15 protein-coding genes are annotated in these 18,597 nt (G+C 69.4%); 12 read left to right on the top strand and 3 right to left on the bottom strand.

The features are described from left to right. Positions 1 to 33: 33 nt before the first annotated feature. Both GT007_RS04610 and tssH read right to left on the bottom strand, forming a co-directional pair. Positions 34 to 513 carry an Hcp family type VI secretion system effector gene (locus GT007_RS04610; protein WP_160120374.1) on the bottom strand — a complete coding sequence of 160 codons (480 nt, stop codon included), beginning with the start codon at positions 511 to 513 and terminating at the stop codon, positions 34 to 36. Positions 514 to 665: 152 nt separating this feature from the next. Then, a complete protein-coding gene (gene tssH, locus GT007_RS04615) occupies positions 666 to 3,266 on the bottom strand; it encodes a type VI secretion system ATPase TssH (protein ID WP_457852333.1) in 2,601 nt (866 codons plus the stop codon). 437 nt (positions 3,267 to 3,703) lie between these two features. Here tssH and tssA point away from each other — a divergent pair, with 437 nt between their 5' ends. Continuing rightward, entirely contained in the window at positions 3,704 to 4,864 is a 1,161-nt protein-coding gene (gene tssA, locus GT007_RS04620; RefSeq protein WP_160120376.1) for a type VI secretion system protein TssA, read from the top strand. Between the two features lie 63 nt (positions 4,865 to 4,927). Here the strand turns inward: tssA and GT007_RS22750 are convergent, their stop codons facing one another. Further along, positions 4,928 to 5,059: a hypothetical protein gene (locus GT007_RS22750; protein ID WP_268894541.1), complete on the bottom strand. Its 132-nt coding sequence runs from the start codon at positions 5,057 to 5,059 to the stop codon at positions 4,928 to 4,930. Positions 5,060 to 5,074: 15 nt separating this feature from the next. Here GT007_RS22750 and tssB point away from each other — a divergent pair, with 15 nt between their 5' ends. The 11 genes from tssB (at position 5,075) to tagH (ending at position 18,530) form a co-directional block, all read left to right on the top strand. Then, positions 5,075 to 5,581 carry a type VI secretion system contractile sheath small subunit gene (gene tssB / locus GT007_RS04625; RefSeq protein WP_160120377.1) on the top strand — a complete coding sequence of 169 codons (507 nt, stop codon included), beginning with the start codon at positions 5,075 to 5,077 and terminating at the stop codon, positions 5,579 to 5,581. 4 nt (positions 5,582 to 5,585) lie between these two features. Beyond that, positions 5,586 to 7,085, top strand: a complete 1,500-nt coding sequence (tssC, locus tag GT007_RS04630) for a type VI secretion system contractile sheath large subunit (RefSeq protein ID WP_160120378.1) — start codon at positions 5,586 to 5,588, stop codon at positions 7,083 to 7,085. Between the two features lie 41 nt (positions 7,086 to 7,126). Continuing rightward, a complete protein-coding gene (gene tssC / locus GT007_RS04635) occupies positions 7,127 to 8,617 on the top strand; it encodes a type VI secretion system contractile sheath large subunit (protein ID WP_160120379.1) in 1,491 nt (496 codons plus the stop codon). Positions 8,618 to 8,632: 15 nt separating this feature from the next. After that, positions 8,633 to 9,436, top strand: coding sequence for a type VI secretion system accessory protein TagJ (locus GT007_RS04640; RefSeq protein ID WP_160120380.1), 804 nt, complete (start codon positions 8,633 to 8,635; stop codon positions 9,434 to 9,436). 4 nt (positions 9,437 to 9,440) lie between these two features. Continuing rightward, complete coding sequence (gene tssE / locus GT007_RS04645; RefSeq protein WP_160120381.1) at positions 9,441 to 9,956, top strand: type VI secretion system baseplate subunit TssE; 516 nt, start codon at positions 9,441 to 9,443, stop codon at positions 9,954 to 9,956. Continuing rightward, positions 9,953 to 11,782 carry a type VI secretion system baseplate subunit TssF gene (tssF, locus tag GT007_RS04650; protein WP_160120382.1) on the top strand — a complete coding sequence of 610 codons (1,830 nt, stop codon included), beginning with the start codon at positions 9,953 to 9,955 and terminating at the stop codon, positions 11,780 to 11,782. Before tssE ends, tssF begins: the two co-directional genes overlap by 4 nt. Beyond that, complete coding sequence (gene tssG / locus GT007_RS04655; protein ID WP_160120383.1) at positions 11,779 to 12,852, top strand: type VI secretion system baseplate subunit TssG; 1,074 nt, start codon at positions 11,779 to 11,781, stop codon at positions 12,850 to 12,852. Before tssF ends, tssG begins: the two co-directional genes overlap by 4 nt. A 10-nt stretch (positions 12,853 to 12,862) precedes the next feature. Continuing rightward, on the top strand, positions 12,863 to 14,350 hold the full coding sequence (locus GT007_RS04660; RefSeq protein WP_160120384.1) for a class I SAM-dependent methyltransferase: 1,488 nt from the start codon (positions 12,863 to 12,865) through the stop codon (positions 14,348 to 14,350). Between the two features lie 132 nt (positions 14,351 to 14,482). Next, complete coding sequence (locus GT007_RS04665; protein WP_160120385.1) at positions 14,483 to 16,375, top strand: type VI secretion system Vgr family protein; 1,893 nt, start codon at positions 14,483 to 14,485, stop codon at positions 16,373 to 16,375. Between the two features lies 1 nt (position 16,376). After that, positions 16,377 to 16,973, top strand: coding sequence for a DUF6931 family protein (locus GT007_RS04670; protein WP_160120386.1), 597 nt, complete (start codon positions 16,377 to 16,379; stop codon positions 16,971 to 16,973). Between the two features lie 27 nt (positions 16,974 to 17,000). Further along, the gene (tagH, locus tag GT007_RS04675) at positions 17,001 to 18,530 is read left to right on the top strand and encodes a type VI secretion system-associated FHA domain protein TagH (RefSeq protein WP_160120387.1); all 1,530 of its coding nucleotides are present in this window, start codon (positions 17,001 to 17,003) and stop codon (positions 18,528 to 18,530) included. The last annotated feature ends 67 nt before the right edge of the window (positions 18,531 to 18,597 follow it).

Here is an 18,597-nt window from a genome sequence, read left to right on the forward strand (position 1 = left end):
TGGAGGAGGGGGCCATGCCCCCTCCATCCCGGATCAGGTCAGCTTCGCCTGGCCGATGTCGTAGATCACGTGGCCGGTGGTCTTCGCGTTGAACTTGCTGTCGATGTTCAGGTATTCGCTGTCGATCTTGCCGAAGTTCAGGCTGATGCTCTCGCTCGGGCGGTCACCGCCGGAGGAGATGCTGTAGCCGGAGATCAGCGTGTCGCTCAGAATGTACTTCTGATAGGACACATGCTTGCCGCTGGCGTCGGTCTGGGTCATCTCGATCTTGACCTCGACCGCCTTGCCGCCGATCGCTTCCTTCAGCAGCAGCGGCGAGGAGACGTCGAAGCTCTTGGTCAGCACGATTTCGCTGACGGAAGGAGCCGTCGCTTCGCGCTTGGAGCCACCGCCCACGCCCATGCTGATGCCGCGGCCCACGCCGAACTGGAAGGAGTTGACCTCGATCCATTCCTTGTGGGTTAGCTGCGTGGTTTCGCCCTTGATGGAACCGTACTTCAAAAAGATTGCCATGTGTTGAACTCCGCTCGCCGCGCCTCGGTTCCGGTCAGGCCCGCGGCGGGCGACTGGCCGGTGTTGCACTGTTGACGGGTTTCCCCGCCTCTCCCCCTGGCGGGCGGCCCCTGTTCCGGTGCCGCGCAGGGTAGCCCTTGCGCCATGCCTGCTCAGGCGATGGCGAAATCGAAATCTCCGGCATCGGTCAGTTCGACCTTCACGCTCGTGATGGTCTTGCCTTCGGCCAGCAGTTCCAGCACGCGGCCGGCCAGTTGCGGCAGCAGCGTGTTGTTCAGGATGTTCTCGATATTGCGCGCGCCGCTTTCCACCTCGCGGCAGCGCTCCACGATCGCCTCGGTCACGGCGGGGTCCACCGTGAAATCGGCATCGTAATTCTCCCGCAGGCGGCGGCCGATGCTGCGCAGCTTCAGCCCGATGATCTGCTTCAGGATATTGTCCGCAAGCGGGTAGTAGATGACGACATTGCAGCGGCCCAGGAAGGCCGGCTTGAACCATTTCAACAGATCGGGGCGCAAGGCCTCCCGCAACGCATCGGGCTCGGGCGCGGTTTCGGGGTCCGCGCAGAGCTTGGCGATGGTATCGGTGCCCGCGTTCGAGGTCATGATGATGACGCTGTTCTTGAAGTCGATGTCACGACCTTCGCCATCCTTCATGTTGCCCTTGTCGAAGACCTGGTAGAACACGTCCTGCACGGCAGGGTGCGCCTTCTCCATTTCGTCGAGCAAAATGACGGAATAAGGGCGACGACGGACCGCTTCCGTCAAAACTCCGCCTTCGCCATAGCCGACATAGCCCGGCGGGCTGCCCATCAGCAGAGCGACCTTATGTTCTTCCTTGAACTCGCTCATGTTGATGGTGGTCAGGTTCTGCTCGCCGCCATAGAGCAGGTCGGCCAGCGCCAGCGCCGTCTCGGTCTTGCCGACGCCCGAGGTGCCGGCCAGCATGAACACGCCGATGGGCTTGCGCGGGTCCGCGAGGCCCGCGCGGCTGGTGCGGATCGCCTTGGCGATGGCCTCCAGCGCATGGTCCTGGCCGACGACGCGCTCGTTCAACTTCTGGTGCAACAACTGCACGGTGCGCATCTCGTCGCCGCCCATGCGGCCCAGCGGGATGCCGGTCCAGGTCGCGACCACCTCGGCCACGGCCTGGCCGTCCACCATCGGGTGCACCAGGGGCTCATCGCCCTGCAGCGCGTGCAGTGCGCCGGTGGCGTCCGCCAGTTCGGCCAGATTGCCGACCGTGTCGGCCCCTTCCTCGGGCTTCTCCAGGGCGGAGCGCAGGGTGTGGATCTTCTCCACCAGCGCCTTTTCCTGGTCCCAGCGTTCTTCCAGTGCGGCCAGTTCGGTGCGGGTGGCTTCTTCCTCCGCTTTCAGGGCGGCGGTGCGCTTGGCGTGGTCGCCGCCGGTCGCGGCTTCGCGCTCGATGGCGCCCAGCTCCGTCTCGATCAGCGCCAGGCGGCGCATCCGGTCCTCGATCGGGGCTGGGATGGAGGCCTGGCTCATGGAGACCCGGGCGCAGGCGGTATCCAGCAGCGACACGCCCTTGTCCGGCAATTGCCGGGCCGGGATGTAGCGGGCGGACAGCCGCACGGCCTCCGTCACGGCCTCATCCAGGATGCGGACATTGTGGTGCTTCTCCAGCACCGGCACCAGGCCGCGCAGCATGGCGGAGGCCAGCGGCAGGCTCGGCTCCTCCACCTTTACGACTTGGAAGCGGCGGGTCAGGGCCGCGTCTTTTTCAAAGTATTTCTTGTACTCGGCCCAGGTGGTGGCGGCGATACTACGCAGCTCGCCGCGCGCCAGCGCAGGTTTCAACAGGTTGGCGGCATCGTTCTGCCCGGCCGTGCCACCCGCGCCGATCAGCGTGTGCGCCTCGTCGATGAACAGCACCACGGGCTGAGGGGACGCCTTGGCGCCGTCGATCACGCCTTTCAGGCGGTTCTCGAACTCGCCCTTCACGCTGGCGCCGGCCTGGAGCATGCCCAGGTCGAGCGCCATCAGTTTCACTTTCTTCAGGGCATCCGGCACGTCGCCCGCGGCGATGCGCAGGGCCAGCCCCTCGACCACCGCGGTTTTGCCCACGCCGGCCTCGCCGGTCAGGATCGGGTTGTTCTGGCGCCGCCGGGTCAGGATATCGACCATCTGCCGGATTTCGGAATCGCGGCCCAGGATGGGGTCGATCTTGCCGTTGCGCGCCTGGGCCGTCAGGTCGGTGCAGAATTGCTCCAGCGGGCCGGCCTGGGCGGGCTGCACGGTGGGGTCGGCCGGGGTGGCGGCTCCGCCGGGCGCGGGGGCCGTGGCGGCGGTGCTTTCCTCGCTGCCATCGGCCAGCTCGTTCAGCTTCTTGCGCACCACCTCGGCCGGGATGGCCAGCAGGCTGGGCGCGCTGTCCTTGACGATGCGCGACAGGCTGTCATCGGCCAGCAACGCCGCCAGCATGTAGCCGGAGCGGATCTTGCCCTGGTTGGCCTCCAGGCTGGTGATCAGCCAGGCTTCCTTGAGCCAGGATACGATGTCGGGCGACAGCGAGGGCGCGCGGGAATTGCCGGTTTTCAGCCGGTCCAGCCCGCGCGTCAGCTCGGCCACCACGCGGGCGGCATCGACGCCGGCATTGCGCATGATGACCGAAACATCGGACCCTGGATGCTCCACCAGGCGGAGGAGCAGGTGCTCCACCTCCACATTGTAGTGCGTGCGGGAGAGGGTGAGGCCGGCCGCCGCTTCGAGCTGGCGGCGCGCCAGCTCCGTCATGCGTCCGACGAGGGATTTCAAGTCAACCGCGACCATAACTGGCGTTACCTCCTGCCCGAATTCGACCCGCCCGCCCGCAATGCGTCACATGCGACGCCCTGCATGCGATACCGTAGCGACATCGGCGCATGGTGAGGCCCTCGTCCGTTGCATCCCGTTCACGAGATGGCAATCAGACGGGGCTGTCAGCCTTGTGCCGCGTTAGCTTGAACAAAGCGTTAGTGTGGCTCCAGTATCTCGTCAATCAATTATCCGGGAACAAATCCATTGCTCCGCAACATGAATGACAAGCTTTCATCAGTTGCGATGATGCGGAATACGAAGATTGCGATATGATGCGAGCAGTCACTTGTTCAGGGTTTCACAAAACCTCATGATGCTCCTCGGCATGCATTCCATGGAAACTATGATGCGTGCCGCTCCTGGGGGGTTGGCGCATGGTGGATAACGTTCTGGATGTGGATGCACTGCTGGCGCCCCTGGATGGGGACAGCGCCACGGGGTCCGACCTGCGAGAGGATTTCTCGCCCACCGCGCCGTATCGCGCGCTGCGGGATGCGCGTTCCGCCGCCCAGGCCGATGACCGTGCCCGCCGCTCCGCCGATGAGCCCGACACCACCGCCTCTCCCTTGTGGCGGGATGTGGTACGCATCGGGGTCGAGACGCTGGCGGGCGTTTCCAAGGATCTGGAGGTCGCGGGCTGGCTGACCGAGGCGTTGGTGCGCCAGCACGGGCTCGCGGGGCTCGTCACCGGGGCCCGGCTGCTGGACGGGCTGCTGGCGCAATACTGGGAGGATGTGTTCCCCCGCCCCGATGAGGAGGAAGGCCAGAGCTACCGGGCCTCGCTGCTCGAAGGGCTTTCGGGCGCGGACAAGGATGGGGTGCTGATCCAACCCCTGCAATCCATCGTGCTGTTCATGCGGCCCACGGGCCAGCCTTTCCACCTCTATGAACATGAGGCCGCGCTGGCCGCCGCCACCCTGCCGGAGCCGGATAAGCGCCAGGCCCGCTACGACCGCGGCGTGCTGCCGATGGACCGGCTGGAGGCCGAGGCCCACAGCGCCCGGGCCGCCATCGGCCGCACCCGGCAGGATATCCAGGCCGCGCTGGAGGTGTGGCGCGCGCTGGATGCCCGGGTGGAGGCGAGTTTTTCCTACCCCACCCCCTCGCTGCGGCGGGTGGCGGAGATTCTGGGGCGTGCCCTTGCGTTCGCGGAACGGTATGGCGACGCGGATGCGCCCGCCCCGGCCGAAGTGGAGGAAACGGCGCCCGTGGCCGGCGGGGCGCCTGCCGCCGCCGGCGGCGCGGCCCAGGGCGGGGTCGCGCTGGGCGGCATGCAATCCGCCGTCGCCAACCGCGAGCAGGCGCTGAAGCAACTGGAGCAGATCGCCGAATTCTTCGCCCGGACCGAGCCGCAATCCTTCCTGGCCTATACGTTGAAGGACGCGGTGCGGCGCGGCCGCATGGCCCTGCCCGAACTGCTGGGCGAGGTGCTGGCCGATGAGACGGTGCGCAACGCCATGCTTTCCGCCCTGGGTATCCGGGCGGAGAGTTTCCAGGAAAGCCAGGCGGAGGAGGGGTCTGATGGCTACAGCTGACCGTCTCCGCTCGCATTCCCGTGAGCGCGCGAACAAGGCGTTGACGCCCGGAATCGCGCGCAGTTACAGTTCGGTCACATATTCCAGCGTCTTACCCGCGCCCGCGACCAGGCTCAGCTTGGCCCGTGCGTATCGCCGCATCTGCGTTCCGGCCATCGAGGGTGATGCGCTGGCGCATTCCATCGCAACGATCATCGTTGGGGAGAGGTCATGTCGGATATCTATGGCAAGCTGACGCGCGTGCGGAAGCCGCGCGTACACATCACCTACGATGTGGAGCTGGACGGCGCGAAGATCGAGCGCGAGCTCCCCTTCGTGCTGGGCGTGATGGGTGATTTCGCGGGCGACAATTCCGCGGCGCAGAAGCCGCTGAAGGACCGCAAATTCACCCAGATCGACCGCGACAACTTCAATGACGTCATGAAGCAGATCGCGCCCAGCCTGTCCTTCCGCACGGAGAACACGCTGGCCGGCGACGGCAGCGAGATGGCGGTGAACCTGAAGTTCAACAGCCTGGAGGATTTCGAGCCCCAGCGCGTTGTGCAGCAGGTGGAACCGCTGAAGGCCCTGCTGGAAACCCGCGACAAGCTGCGCGACCTGCTCAGCAAGGCGGACAACTCCACCCAGCTCGAGGAGCTGCTGGAGGATATCCTGAAGGACAACACCAAGCTGCAGGCGCTCTCCTCGGAGCTGGGCCTGAACAAGCCGGAGGCGTGACGCCATGAGCGGAACCCAGTCCCAGCCCGCCGGCGCCGCATCCACCACCACGACGGAAGGCGAAGGCCTTTCCTTCCTGGAGCAGGTGATCGGCGCCACCCGCCAGACCGAGCGCGACCGCGCCGCGGAGCTGGTGAAGGCCCTGACCGAGGAAGCGCTGAAGGGCACCATCACCTTCAGCCGCAACCTGACCCAGACGATCAACAAGGCGATCGACGCGATCGACGACCAGCTGTCCAAGCAGCTGAACGCGATCATGCACCATGAGAAGTTCACCAAGCTGGAGGGCAGCTGGCGCGGCCTGCACTACCTGATCCAGAACAGCGAGACGGGCGAAGCGCTCAAGATCCGCATGCTGCAGGCTTCCAAGCGCGAGCTGAACCGGGACCTGACGCGGGCGGTCGAATTCGACCAGTCCAACCTGTTCAAGAAGATCTACGAGGCCGAGTTCGGCATGCCGGGCGGCACGCCCTATGGCGCGCTGGTCGGCGACTATGAATGGTCCGCCCATCCGGAGGATGTGGAGACGCTGAAGCTGATCAGCCAGACGGCTGCCGCGGCCTTCGCGCCCTTCATCTCCGCCGCGGGCTCGCAGATGTTCGGCTTCAAGGACTATCAGGAGCTGGCCAACCCCCGCGACCTGACCAAGATCTTCGAGACCGCCGAGTACACGAGCTGGCGTGCCTTCCGCGATACCGAGGAAAGCCGCTTCGTCACCCTCGTGCTGCCCCGCGTGCTGGCGCGCCTGCCCTATGGCGAGAAGACCAAGCCGCTGGAGGAGTTCAACTTCGAGGAAGCGCCGAGCGATGCCGATGGCACCGCCCGGGCGATGAACCACGAAGACTATTGCTGGATGAACGCGGCCTATGTGCACGCGGCGCGCCTGACGGACGCCTTCGCGCAATCCGGCTGGTGCACCGCCATCCGCGGCGCCGAGGGCGGCGGCAAGGTCAGCGGCCTGCCGACCCACGTGTTCAAGTCGGACGACGGCGATTCGGACACCAAGTGCCCGACCGAGATCGCCATCACCGACCGGCGTGAGGCCGAGCTGTCGCACAACGGCTTCCTGCCGCTCTGCCACTACAAGAACACCGACTATTCCGTGTTCTTCGGCGCGCAGACCACCCAGAAGCCCAAGAAGTACGACCGCCCGGATGCCACGGCCAACGCGGCGATCTCCGCCCGCCTGCCCTACATCATGGCGACCAGCCGCTTCGCCCACTTCCTGAAGGTGATGGCGCGCGACTGGGTGGGCCGGTTCATGGAGGCAACGGACGTCGAGGCCGAGCTGAACCGCTGGATCCAGAACTACGTGAACCCGATGGAGGGTGCCGGCCAGGAAGCGCGGGCGAAGTATCCGCTGCGCGAGGCGCGGGTGGATGTGAAGGAAATCCCGGGCAAGCCCGGCTCCTACAACGCCGTCGCCTATCTGCGCCCGTGGCTGCAGATGGAGGAACTGACCACCTCCATGCGCATGGTCGCGCGCATTCCTGAAAAGGCCTGAGCCCGATGCGCATTGATGGGGACGCATCAATGCGCCAAGGGATGCGGGGCACCATGCTGGGCGGCCGGTTCTTCGGCGGCTCAGCCCCGGTGGCGGGGGTGGCCGATTTCCTGGCCGAAACCTCCGCCGCCACCCTTCTGCGCCAATGGTTCGGCGATGCCGCGCTGCTGGCGATGCTGACCGGCCCCGACGCGCTGGAGGTTCTGCAGGAAGCGATCGACCGCGACATCGTGGCGATCGACGCGCTGCTGTCGCGCCAGCTGGACGCGGTGCTGCACAACGAGAAGCTGCGGCGGCTGGAGGGCTCCTGGCGGGGGCTGTTCTGGCTGGTCGATGGCTTCGTGCAGGACAAGCTGGTGAAGGTGCGGCTGCTGAATGCCCGCTGGGTCGAGATCTCCCGCGATTTCCAGCGCGCCAGCGAATTCGACCAGTCCGCCCTGTTCCGCATCATCCACGAACAGGAGTTCGGCATGCCGGGCGGCGAGCCCTATGGCATGCTGGTGGCGGATTACGAGGTGCGCCCCTCGCCCAGCGCCAGCCAGCCGGTGGATGACGTGCCGGTGCTGGAGCGGCTGGCGGAGGTCGGCGCCGCCTCCTTCTGCCCAGTGGTGCTGCCGGTGTCGCCGGAATTCTTCGGGCTCGATTCCTATCATGAGGCGCGGCCCGCCACGGCCTTCAGCGCCCTGTTCCGCGGGCCGGAGAAGCAGCGCTGGGCGCGGCTGGCGCAGCGTGAGGAAACCCGCTTCCTGGGCCTGGTGCTGCCGCGCACGCTGGGGCGCCGCCGCTGGGCCGCCGATGGCACCAGGGCAGACCGCTTCCGCTACTCGGAGGATGCCGGCCGGCCGGACCAGCGGGTCTGGACCGCCGCCGTCTACGCCTTCGCCTCGGTGGCCGCGCGCAGCTTCGCCCGCTATCACTGGCCCGCCGATGTGCGCGGCGCGGAGCCGGGCTGGGATGCCACGGGCGGCGTGGTGGAAACCCTGCCGCATGAGCGTTTCCGCGCCGACCCGCCCGGCCCCCCGCCGCGCCCGCCGCTGGAACTCAGCCTGACCGACGAGCAGGAGCGCGAGGCCGCCGATGCCGGGCTGATCGCGCTGTGCGGGCTGGAAGGCCTGCCGGAGGCGAGCTTCGGCGCGGCCCCCTCCATCCACCGCCCGCCGCGCATGACCAGCGAGGTGGCCAATGCCAATCAGCGGCTGTCGGCGCAGTTCAACAGCATGCTCTGTGTCTCCCGCTTCGCGCATGTGGTGAAGCTGATGGGCCGCGACATGGTGGGCAGCTTCCTGAACCCCGAGGATGTGGAAACCCGCCTGCAGGCCTGGCTGAACAGCCATGTCAGCGGGTTGGCGGGTGGGGGGGACGCTGCCTCCCGCTATCCGCTGCGCGATGCGCGGGTGGAGGTGCGGGAGCAGATCGGCAAACCCGGGATCTATGGCTGCACGGTCATACTGCAGCCGCATTATCAGCTGGATGATGTGGGAGCGTCCTTCCGGCTGCTGACTGAACTCACCGGCCCGCGCGAAGCGGCCTGAAGACAGGAAACGACCATGTCCCAAGACCCCGTGGGCGACGCCTTCAAGACCGGCGATCTGGCCGGCGCCATCGCCGCCGCCACCGTGCAGGTGAAGGCGCAGCCGACCGATTTCGGCGCGCGCTGGCTGATGGCGGAACTGCTGCTGATCAATGGCGAGGCCGAGCGCGCCGACCGCATGCTGGATGCCGTGATCAGCGACCAGCCCATCCCGACCGTGCTGGATTTCCGCACCGTGCTGCGGGCGGAGGTGATCCGCCAGCAGGTGTGGCAGGAAGGCCGCGCGCCGAAGTTCCAGGGCGATGACGCGACCCCCGCGCAGCAGGCCGCCCTGCGCGCCGCGGTGCTGGCCCGCACCGGCAACCCGGAGGAAGCCGAGGCCGCCGCCGCCGAGGCCGAGGAGCTGCGCCCCGCCATCCCCGGCGTGGCGGAGCTGGACGATGGCCGCACCATCGAATTCAACGATTTCCGCGACGGCGACGACATCTTCGGGCCGACGATCGAGGTGCTCACCACCTCCGCCACCCACATCCTGGTGCCGGTGGAGCGCATCGCCAGCCTGGAATTCGAGCCCCCCAAGCGCCCGCGCGACCTGGTGTGGCGCCGCGCCACCATCACCCTGAAGGACAGCACGGAGGGCGTGGTCTATATCCCCGCCATCTATTCCGTCACGCCCGATGCCTCCGCCGATGTGAAGCTGGGCCGCGAGACGAGCTGGAGCGAGGGCCCCGGCCCCGTGCGCGGCATCGGCCAGCGCGTGTTCCTGGTGGGCGAGGCGGATGTGGCGATCAGCGAGCTGAAAGCGCTGCGTTTCACGTGACACCATGAGCGACCGTCCCTCCAACCGCCCCGCGCCGCCCAAATCGGCCCCGCTCTGGGTCCGGCTTCCCCTGCTGGACCGGCTGATCGCGGATGCCGATGACGATGGCGCCATGCCGCGCTCTCCGCAGGAAGCGGTGGAGGCGCTGCGGCGCGCCGTGCGGCGTGACCTGGAGGCCCTGCTGAACGCCCGCCGCCGCCGCTGGCCCCTGCCGGAGACGGCGCCGGAACTCGCCACCTCGCCGCTGAACTACGGCATCCCGGATGCCACCGCCGGCAGCTATGCCCTGCAGGAGCGGCGGGAGGCGCTGGCGGCCGATGTGGAGGAAACCATCCGCCGCTACGAACCGCGCCTGCGCGCCGTGAAGGTGCGCATCGACGATTCCGGCGGGGAGCTGGAACGCCGGCTGAAGCTGCGGGTGGATGCCGTGCTGCGCAGCGACCCGGTGCCCGAGCCCGTCAGCTTCGAGACGGTGATCGAGGCGGTGTCCCACGAAGTGCGGGTGGCGGATCACGGATGAGCGAAAGCCTGCTGCCCTTCTACAACCGGGAACTCGCGGCGCTGCGGCGCCTGGCGGGGGAATTCGCCGCGGCCTCGGGCAAGGCGGCGGGGCGGCTGCGCATCACCGCCGACGGCACGGTCGATGACCCGCATGTGGAGCGCCTGCTGGAGGGCGTGGCCTTCCTCGCCGGTCGCGTGCAGCAGCGGCTGGAGGATGAGCTCCCCGAGATCACCGACGCGCTGTTGGAACTGCTCTCGCCGCATCTGCTGGCGCCGGTGCCCAGCATGGCGACCGTGCAGCTGGAACCCAAGCGCGAGGCGCGCGGCCCCGCCGTGGCCAGGCGCGGCACGCCGGTGGAAACCGAGCCGGTGCGCGGTGAGAGCCTGCGCTATGTCACCTGCCATGACGTGACGCTGTGGCCCATCACCATCGGCGCGGTGCGGATGATGGGGCAGCCGCTGGCGGCGCCGGCCAGCCCGCGCATCCAGGGCGCGCAATCCTGCCTGCGCATCACGCTGAATACCCAGGTGCCGGACCTGTTGTTCGCCCAGGTGGGCCTCGATGTGCTGCGCCTGCACCTGCGCGGCAGCGGCATGATGGGCCATGCGTTGCATGAGCTGCTGTGCACCGCCTGCATCGGTATGGCGCTGGCCGATGGCCCGAATGACCCGGACGCCACCTTCCTGCCGCCCGAACGCCTGCGCCCGGTGGGGTTCGAGCGTGAGGAAGCGGCGCTGCCTTGGCCCAACCGCGCCTTCGACGGCCACCGGCTGCTGACCGAGTATTTCGCCCACCCGGAGAAGTTCCTCTATGTCGAGCTGTCGGGGCTGGACGCGCGCACGCTGCGCCATGCCTCCAACAGCATCGACCTGTTCATCTATCTGAACCGCGCGGCGCCCGAGCTGGAGCGCATGCTGGAGCGCGACAACATCGCCCTGCATTGCACGCCGGTGGTGAACCTGTTCACCCAGCGCTGCGAGCCCATCGCGCTGGACGGCACCCAGACCGAATGGCTGGTGATCCCCGACGCCCGCCGGCCGCAGGGGCTGGAGCTGCACTCCATCCTGAACGTGCGCGAAAGCCGGCCGGATGGCGCGCGCCGGCATGTGCTGCCCTTCCAGCGCCTGATGCGGGAGGGCGAGGCCGAGGGCGACGCCGCCCCCATGCAATGGGTGGCGCTGCGCGGCCCCGCGCCGCTGCCGCTGACCGGCACCGAGATCCGGCTGATGCTGCGCGACGAGCGCTTCGACCCCCAGGCCCCGGCCGATGGGGTGCTGACCGTCACGGCGCTCTGCACCAACCGGGATTTGCCGGCGCTGCTGCCCTTCGGCGGCGGGCAGCCGCGGCTTTCCGTGGCCGATGCCAGTTGCCCGGCGCAGGCGGCGCATTGCCTCTCGGCGCCCACCCCCACCCTGCGGCCGCCGCTGCATGAGCGCGGGGCGTGGCGCCTGGTGTCCCACATGGCGCTGAACCATCTGGGCGTGACCGGCGGGCAGGACGGCGCGCTGGCATTGCGGGAGATGATGCGCCTGCATGACCTGCGGGACACGCCCGAAAGCCGCGCCGCCATGGCCGGGCTGGTGGCCGCCGAGGCCGCGCCGGGTGTCGCCCGCCTGCCGGGCCAACGCCCCGGCAGCTTCGTGCGCGGGCTGGAGGTGACATTCACCTTCGATGCCCAGGCCTGGCCCGCCCATGGGCTGTATCTGATGGGCTGCGTGCTGGAACGCTTCCTGGCGCTGCAGGTCTCGATCAACGGCTATGTGCGCAGCACCGCCGTGCTGCGCGGGCGCGGCACGGTGCAGGCGCGCTGGCCCGCGCGCAGCGGCACGCGGGTGCTGCTGTGAGCGATGAACCCGACCCCGACATGACGATGATGGTGCCGCGCCGGGAACAGCCCGCGGCCCCCGAGCCCGCCGTGCTGGACGCGGTGCTCGCGGCCGAACCCGCCCCGCCGCCGCCGCGTGCCCCGAGCCCCCGAGACCTGCTGCGCACGGCGCCGCAGCGTTTCGACCTGGACCAGGCGGCCTTCGTCGCGGGGTTCTCGGCGGGTCGGGATGTGGTGGCGCTGCCCTATACGGCGCCGGCCAATCTGGCCCTGCCGCTGGCCGAGGTTTCGGGCTTCGACGAGGCCACGCGCACCATCGGCGCGCCGCTGTTCGGGCTGGTGGGGCCGGGCGGGGTGCTGCCGCGCCATTACACCGCCACGGCCGGCGCCCAGCTGCGCCGCCGGCAGGATGCGCTGCCGAAGTTCCTGGAAATGCTGTCCCGCCGCTTCACCGGCATGTGGGTGCGGGCGGGGGCGAAATACCGCCCCGCGCGGGACCCCATCCCGGCCGAGCGCGCGCTGGACGCGGCCATCGGCATGGGCACGCCGGGCCTGTCGGGGCGGGTGGCGGCGGCACCCTCGGTGCTGCGCTATCACGCGGGCAACCTCTCCGCCCGCACCCGCAGCGCGGAACGCCTGCGCGCGATGCTGGAGGAGGAGATCGGCCGCCCGGTCGAGATCGTGGAATTCGCCGGCGGCTGGCTGCGCCTGCCGGAATCGGAGCAATCGCGCCTGGGCGCCGCGCATTCCCGGCTGGGGGTGGACATGGCGATCGGCGCGCGCGTGTGGGAGCCGCAATCGCGCTTCATCATCCGCGTGGGCCCCATGGGCCGCGCGCTGTTCGACCGCCTGCTGCCGGGCCAGCCGCTCTATGCGCGGCTGTGCTCCATGGTCCGCCTGTTCGTGGGGCCGGAGCAGGATTTCGCGCTGAACCCCATCCTGTCCCCCGACGCGCTGCCCGAGCCGGTGCTGCGCGGGGGCCCAGGAGGGGGCGCGGGAATGCGGCTCGGCCTGACGTCATGGATGGGGCAGACGGCGCCCCGCACCCGGCCGGTGCGCGACGCCATGCTGCGCCCGCCGCCATTCTGAGGATCATGTGATGACGGCCTGGAGCCAGGGCTATGTCGCCGACAGCCCCTATACCTTCTCCTATCAATCCGGGCTGGTGCCCACCCAGCTGAACATGGTCTGCGCCCTGATGGGCGTGGCCTGGCAGGTGCGGCCCGACCTGGTGGTGGCCGATATCGGTTGCGGCCGCGGCTATACGGTGAACACGCTGGCCGCCGCCAACCCGGGCTGGACGGTGTTGGGCCTGGACTACAACCCCGCCCATATCGCCGAGGCCGCCTCGCTGGCCGAGCGCGCGCGGATCGAGAACGCGGTCTTCGTCGAGGCCGATCTGGCCAGCATGACGGATGCCGAGATCGACCGCCTGCCGCCGCTGGACGTGGCCACCCTGCATGGGGTCTGGACCTGGGTGGGCGACCCGGTGCGGGAGGGCATCATCCGCCTGCTGGCGCGCCGGCTGAAGCCGGGCGGGCTGGTCTATGTCGGCTACAACGCGCTGCCGGGCTTCGGCCCGAACGCGGCCTTGCAGCGGCTGTTCCGCCATGCCTCCGCCGTGCAGCCCAGCGGCAGCGTGCGCGCCCGAACCGAGGGTGCCACCGAGATCGTGCGGCAGTTGCTGGAGACCAAGCCCGCGCACCTGCCCCTGACGCCGCTGCTGCAGGCCATGGTGGACAAGGACGACCGGCTGAACCCCGCCTATCTGGTGCACGAGCTGATGACCGAGCATTGGCGCCCGGTCTTCTTCGAGGATCTGGCCCAGGCGATGGGCCAGGCGAAGCTGCAATATGTCGGCAGCGTGACCCTGCATGAGAACATCCCCGACACGCTGTTCAGCCCGGAGCAGCGCGCGCTGTACGAGGCGACGCCCCCGGGCCCGATGCGGGAACTGGTGAAGGATATCTGCATCCAGCGCCCCTTCCGCCGCGATGTCTTCGCGCGCGGCCTGGTCCGCACCGATCCCGACCAGGCCGTCGATGACCTGGTGCTGGCCGCCAGCCTGGAACCGGCGGCCGAGCCGCCCAAGGTGAAGGTGCCGGTGGGCGAGGCCGAGATGGGCGCCGCCATGTGGGCGCCGATGGCCGAGGCCCTGCGCCAGGGGCCATGCCGGTTGGGTGATCTGCGCGCCCTGGCCCCCGGCCGCCCGCCCAACCCCGGCGAATTGCTGATGAGCCTGACGGGCGCGGGCCACACCCTGCCGGTGCTGCGCGATTCCGGCCCCACCCCGCAGACCGCCGCCCTGAACCGGCTGGTGGCGCGGGATTATGTGCTGGATGGCCGCACCGGCTCGCAGCTGGCCATGGCCTCGCCGGTGGCAGGCGCCGGCATGGCCTGCACCTGGCTGGAGCTGGCTGTCTCCGTGCAGCCGGAAAGTTCCGGCGGCGATACGCCCGATACCGGGGCCATGGCCGCCCGCCTGCTGGGTCCGCTGAACGAGGAGGATCTGGCCGAGGCCGCCGGTGTGATCGCCCGGATGATCCAGGATCGCCGGCCCGTCTGGCGCCGTTTCGGCATCATCTAGGGCGCAACACGTGAAGATGATCGCGCCGCATCACCGGGATGAGGGATGGCCAGACCCGAGTAGGGTTTGCTTTTCAAGGGCCTTCCTGTTTCCACTACACGAAGCGGAGAGCAGCCGCGGAGGAAAACAGCCTTGTCTGGCACCGTGAACGTCACGCAGTCGGAGCGGTTGCTGGAGATCGCCACGCCACTCGGCAAGGATGCCCTGGTCCTCAGGCGCCTGTCGGTGGAGGAGGAGATCGGCCAGCCCTTCACCATCACGGCCGAGGTGCTGTCCCAGGACATGGGCATCAGCCCCTCGGCGCTGGTGGGCAAGCCGATCACCTGCACCATCACCGCGGCACATGTGCCCGCGCGGCACTTCCACGGCATCGTCCGCAGCTTTACGCGGCAGGCGGCGATCGGGCGCGGCTATGCCGCCTATATGCTGGTGGCGGTGCCGCGGCTGTGGCAGCTCACCCGCACCTCCGACTGCCGGATCTTCCAGCAGAAATCGGTCAAGCAGATCTGCACCACCATCTTCGGCGAGCATGACGTGGCGCCGGTGCGCTGGGGCGGGTCGGTGCCCACCCAGCCGCGCAATTACTGCGTGCAGTTCAACGAGACCGACCTGACCTTCACCCGCCGCATCCTGGAGGAAGCGGGCTGCGGCTTCTTCTTCGAGCACAAGGCGGGCGACCACACGCTGGTGGTGTGCGGCGCCAATTCCGACTACCCGATGATCCCGGGCGAGGCGCAGGTGGTGCGCACCGACCATGGGCTGACCGGCACGCTCACGGCCTTCCAGCCGGAATCGGCGCTGCAGCCGGGCCGCGTCGCCACCCAGGATTTCGACGGGCTGAAGCCCGGCACCCCGCTGCGCGCCCAGGCCAGCACCCTGCTGAACAGCCCGGGGGCGGCGGGGTTCGAGATGTTCTCCTGGCCCGGCGGCCAGGCGGTGCAGCCGGAGGGCGATCTCTCCAAGCTGGGCATGGAGGGCTATGAGGCGCAGGCCGATGTCGCGAGTGCGGAGGGCACCGACCCCACCATCTTCGCGGGCGGGCGGGTGAAGGTGAAGGGCGGCATCGACGCCGCCGGCACCGCCACCTGGCTGGTGACCAAGGCGGTGCACCAGGCCTTCGACGAAACCCAGCTCGCGGGCGGGGGCAGCGCCGGCTATTCCTCCAGCCTCAGGATGATCGCGGCGGAGCGCGTGTGGCGCCCGCCCGTGATCCGGCCGCGCCCGATGATGCCGGGCCTGCACAGCGCCATCGTCACCGGCCCCTCGGGCGAGGAAATCCACTGCGACGAATACGGCCGGGTGAAGGTCCATTTCCTGTGGGACCGCGCGGGCAAGACCGACGACACCTCCAGCTGTTGGGTGCGCGTGATGCAGAGCGTGGCCGGCGCCTGGGGCGGCAGCTGGCAGCTGCCGCGCGTGGGCGATGAGGTGATGGTGGGCTTCCTGGACGGCGACCCGGACCGCCCGGTGGTGATCGGCAGCATGTACAATGCCGAGCACAAGCAGGTGCAGGGCCTGCCCGCCAACAAGACCCAGACCTGGTTCCGCTCGCGATCCAGCAAGGGCGGCGGGGCCAGCAACTACAACGAGGTCCGGTTCGAGGACAAAAAGGGCAGCGAGGACTTCATCCTTCAGGCGGAGAAGGACAAGAACGAGCTGGTCAAGAACGACCGCACGGAAAAGGTGGACGGCAAGCACACCGAGACGGTGAAGCTGGACCGCACGGCGACCGTCACCCAGGGCAATGACAGCCTGACGGTGAAGCAGGGCAACCACACCATGACCGTGGAGATGGGCAACATCGCGGAGAAGGCCTCGCTGGGGAAGATCGAGATCGAGGCGATGCAGTCCATCACGCTGACCTGCGGGCAGAGCAAGATCCACATGACGCCCGTGGGCATCACGATCGAGGCGATGCAGATCGATGTGAAGGCCCAACTCATGCTCAACACCCAGGGGATGATGGCCACCCACAAGGCGGACGCCATCATGACCATCCAGGGCGGCCTGGTGATGATCAACTGACATGAACGCACCGATCAACAAGCTGTCCGTGGCGCTCGACCCCCTGCTGCCCCGGCTGGAACTGGATGCCACGGGCGCGGCCCTGCTGGCGGGGGTGCCCGACGCCGCCCAGGGGGTGGAGTGCCTGGTGCGGGCCGGATGCTGGCCGGAGGCGATGCGCCTGATCGCCCACGCCCTGCCGAAGCGCGAGGCGGTGTGGTGGGGCTGCATGTGCGCCCGCGCCATGCCCAGCGCCGACAATTTGCCCGCGGACGCGGAGGCCGTGCAGGCCGCCGAGGCCTGGGTACGCCGGCCGGAGGACGCGCCCCGCCGTGCCGCCATGGCCGCCGCCCAGAAGGGCGGCTTCCGCAGCCCGGAGGCCTGGGCCGCCGTCGGTGCCTTCTGGTCCGGCGGCAGCATGGCGCCGGAGGGTGCGCCCGTGGTGCCGCCCGGCGAGCATCTGACCGGGGTGGCGGTGGTGGGGGCCGTGCTGCTGGCCGCCCTGCGCCACAGCCCGGAAAAGGCGCCGGAGCGCTACGCGCGCTTCCTGGCTTCGGCGCAGGATATCGCGGCCGGCGGCGCTGGCCGCCTGGAAGTGGAGCCGCCGCCCACTCGATAAGGGCGGCGAGGGTTGGAGGTTATGGTCATGGTGCTGGTTCTTTCCGTGGTGCGCTGCCCTGACCACGCGCTGCCCGAACAACGGCAGCTGCGCGGGGGGGAATGCGTGCTCGGGCGCGGGCCGCAGGCGGATTGGCAGTTCGACGACCGGGACCGCGTGATCTCCAAGAAGCACTGCGTCATCGAATACGCCTCGGGCGGCTGGCAGCTGCGGGACACTTCCTCCAACGGCACCTTCGTGAACGGCGCGCAGGAGCCGGTCGGCCAGGGCGCGCCCAAGGCCCTGTTCGATGGCGACCGCCTGCGCATCGGCGCGTGGGAGATCGAGTGCCGGGTGACGGAGGACAGCAATGCCTCCATCCCCACCGTGCAGCCCGGCAGCAATTGGGGCGACCCGATGGCCGAGCCGCTGTCGCGCCCCATCGTGGCGCCGGTGACGCATGGGCCCAGCCACGGCATCGGCGGCTTCCCCGAAAGCGGGCGCGGCCCGCTGCTACCTGATGACCTGGACCTGGGCTTCGATGGGCCGGGCGGGGGCAGCATGGCGGACCATGTGCCCAGCATCCATGACTCGCTGCGCGCGCCGCAGGCCCGCACGCCGGACCTGATCCCGGAGGATTGGGACAAGCTGCTGGACGGGCTTTCCCCCGCGCCGCAGCCCGATCCCTTCGCGCGGCCGTTCTCTGCCCCGCCAGCCCAGGTAGCCGCGCGCGCGCCAGAACCCTTTCCGCCCGCGGCGCCCATCCCTGACCCCTTCGCGGATGGCCCGCCGCCCGCTGTGATCGCGGACCCCTTCGCGGTGGCGCCCCCGCCCGCCGCGCCCTTGCCCGCGCCGCCGCCAGCACCACCCGCCGCGCCGGAACCCAGCCCCTTCGCGCCCCCCGAACCCTCCGTCTTCGCGGAGCCGGAACTCGACCAGCCCGCGCCCGCGCCCATGCCGGTGGCGGTGGCCCCAGTGGTGGTCCCAGTGCCCGCCGCCCCGCCGCCGGCGGGCGGGCTGGACGCCGCCCTGGCCCTGGTGCTGGAGGCCGCGGGCCTGCCCCCCGCCGCCCCGGGCACCGACCCGGCGCAGGTGCTGCGCGAATTCGGCGCGGGGCTGGCGGCCGCCATCGCGGGCACCCGCGCCCTGCTGATCGCGCGGGACGACGTGCGCCGCGAATTCCGCATTGAGCAGACGATGATGCGCGCCGCCGGCAACAACCCGGTGCGCTTCGCCGCCAGCGACCAGGCGGCGTTGCAGGGCGTGCTCTCCGCGCGGGGGCCGGGGGCGAAGGCGATCGTGGACACTTTCTCCGACCTCACCCGGCATCAGCTGGCCAGCATCGCCGCCACCCAGGCCGCGGCCCGCGCCATGCTCGAACGCCTGGCCCCGGGCCCGCTGGAGGAACAGGTGGGCGGCGGCGGCATCATCCCCGGCGTGCGGGAGAAGAAGCTGTGGGAGGCATACCGAAAGCTTCACGAACAGGTCACCGACCAGTTCGACGATGATTTCGACAGCGCTTTCGGCCGGGCCTTCGCCCGCGCCTATGAGGAAACGCTGCGCGGGGGCGGGTCGTGACCGCCCCCTTCATGAATTCAGGGGACGCCGCCGCGCCGGATTCCGCGGTAGTGATGGCGGTGACGGG

It is taken from the genome of Rhodovarius lipocyclicus, from assembly GCF_009900765.1.
GTDB lineage: Bacteria > Pseudomonadota > Alphaproteobacteria > Acetobacterales > Acetobacteraceae > Rhodovarius > Rhodovarius lipocyclicus.

What these genes read in the sequence shown, in the direction of transcription:
- GT007_RS04610 (WP_160120374.1), bottom strand. Translation starts at nt 513, where the DNA reads ATGGCAATCTTTTTGAAGTACGGTTCCATCAAGGGCGAAACCACGCAG.
- tssH (WP_457852333.1), bottom strand. Translation starts at nt 3,266, where the DNA reads ATGACGGAGCTGGCGCGCCGCCAGCTCGAAGCGGCGGCCGGCCTCACC.
- tssA (WP_160120376.1), top strand. Translation starts at nt 3,704, where the DNA reads ATGGTGGATAACGTTCTGGATGTGGATGCACTGCTGGCGCCCCTGGAT.
- GT007_RS22750 (WP_268894541.1), bottom strand. Translation starts at nt 5,059, where the DNA reads ATGATCGTTGCGATGGAATGCGCCAGCGCATCACCCTCGATGGCCGGA.
- tssB (WP_160120377.1), top strand. Translation starts at nt 5,075, where the DNA reads ATGTCGGATATCTATGGCAAGCTGACGCGCGTGCGGAAGCCGCGCGTA.
- tssC (WP_160120378.1), top strand. Translation starts at nt 5,586, where the DNA reads ATGAGCGGAACCCAGTCCCAGCCCGCCGGCGCCGCATCCACCACCACG.
- tssC (WP_160120379.1), top strand. Translation starts at nt 7,127, where the DNA reads ATGCGGGGCACCATGCTGGGCGGCCGGTTCTTCGGCGGCTCAGCCCCG.
- GT007_RS04640 (WP_160120380.1), top strand. Translation starts at nt 8,633, where the DNA reads ATGTCCCAAGACCCCGTGGGCGACGCCTTCAAGACCGGCGATCTGGCC.
- tssE (WP_160120381.1), top strand. Translation starts at nt 9,441, where the DNA reads ATGAGCGACCGTCCCTCCAACCGCCCCGCGCCGCCCAAATCGGCCCCG.
- tssF (WP_160120382.1), top strand. Translation starts at nt 9,953, where the DNA reads ATGAGCGAAAGCCTGCTGCCCTTCTACAACCGGGAACTCGCGGCGCTG.
- GT007_RS04660 (WP_160120384.1), top strand. Translation starts at nt 12,863, where the DNA reads ATGACGGCCTGGAGCCAGGGCTATGTCGCCGACAGCCCCTATACCTTC.
- GT007_RS04670 (WP_160120386.1), top strand. Translation starts at nt 16,377, where the DNA reads ATGAACGCACCGATCAACAAGCTGTCCGTGGCGCTCGACCCCCTGCTG.
- tagH (WP_160120387.1), top strand. Translation starts at nt 17,001, where the DNA reads ATGGTGCTGGTTCTTTCCGTGGTGCGCTGCCCTGACCACGCGCTGCCC.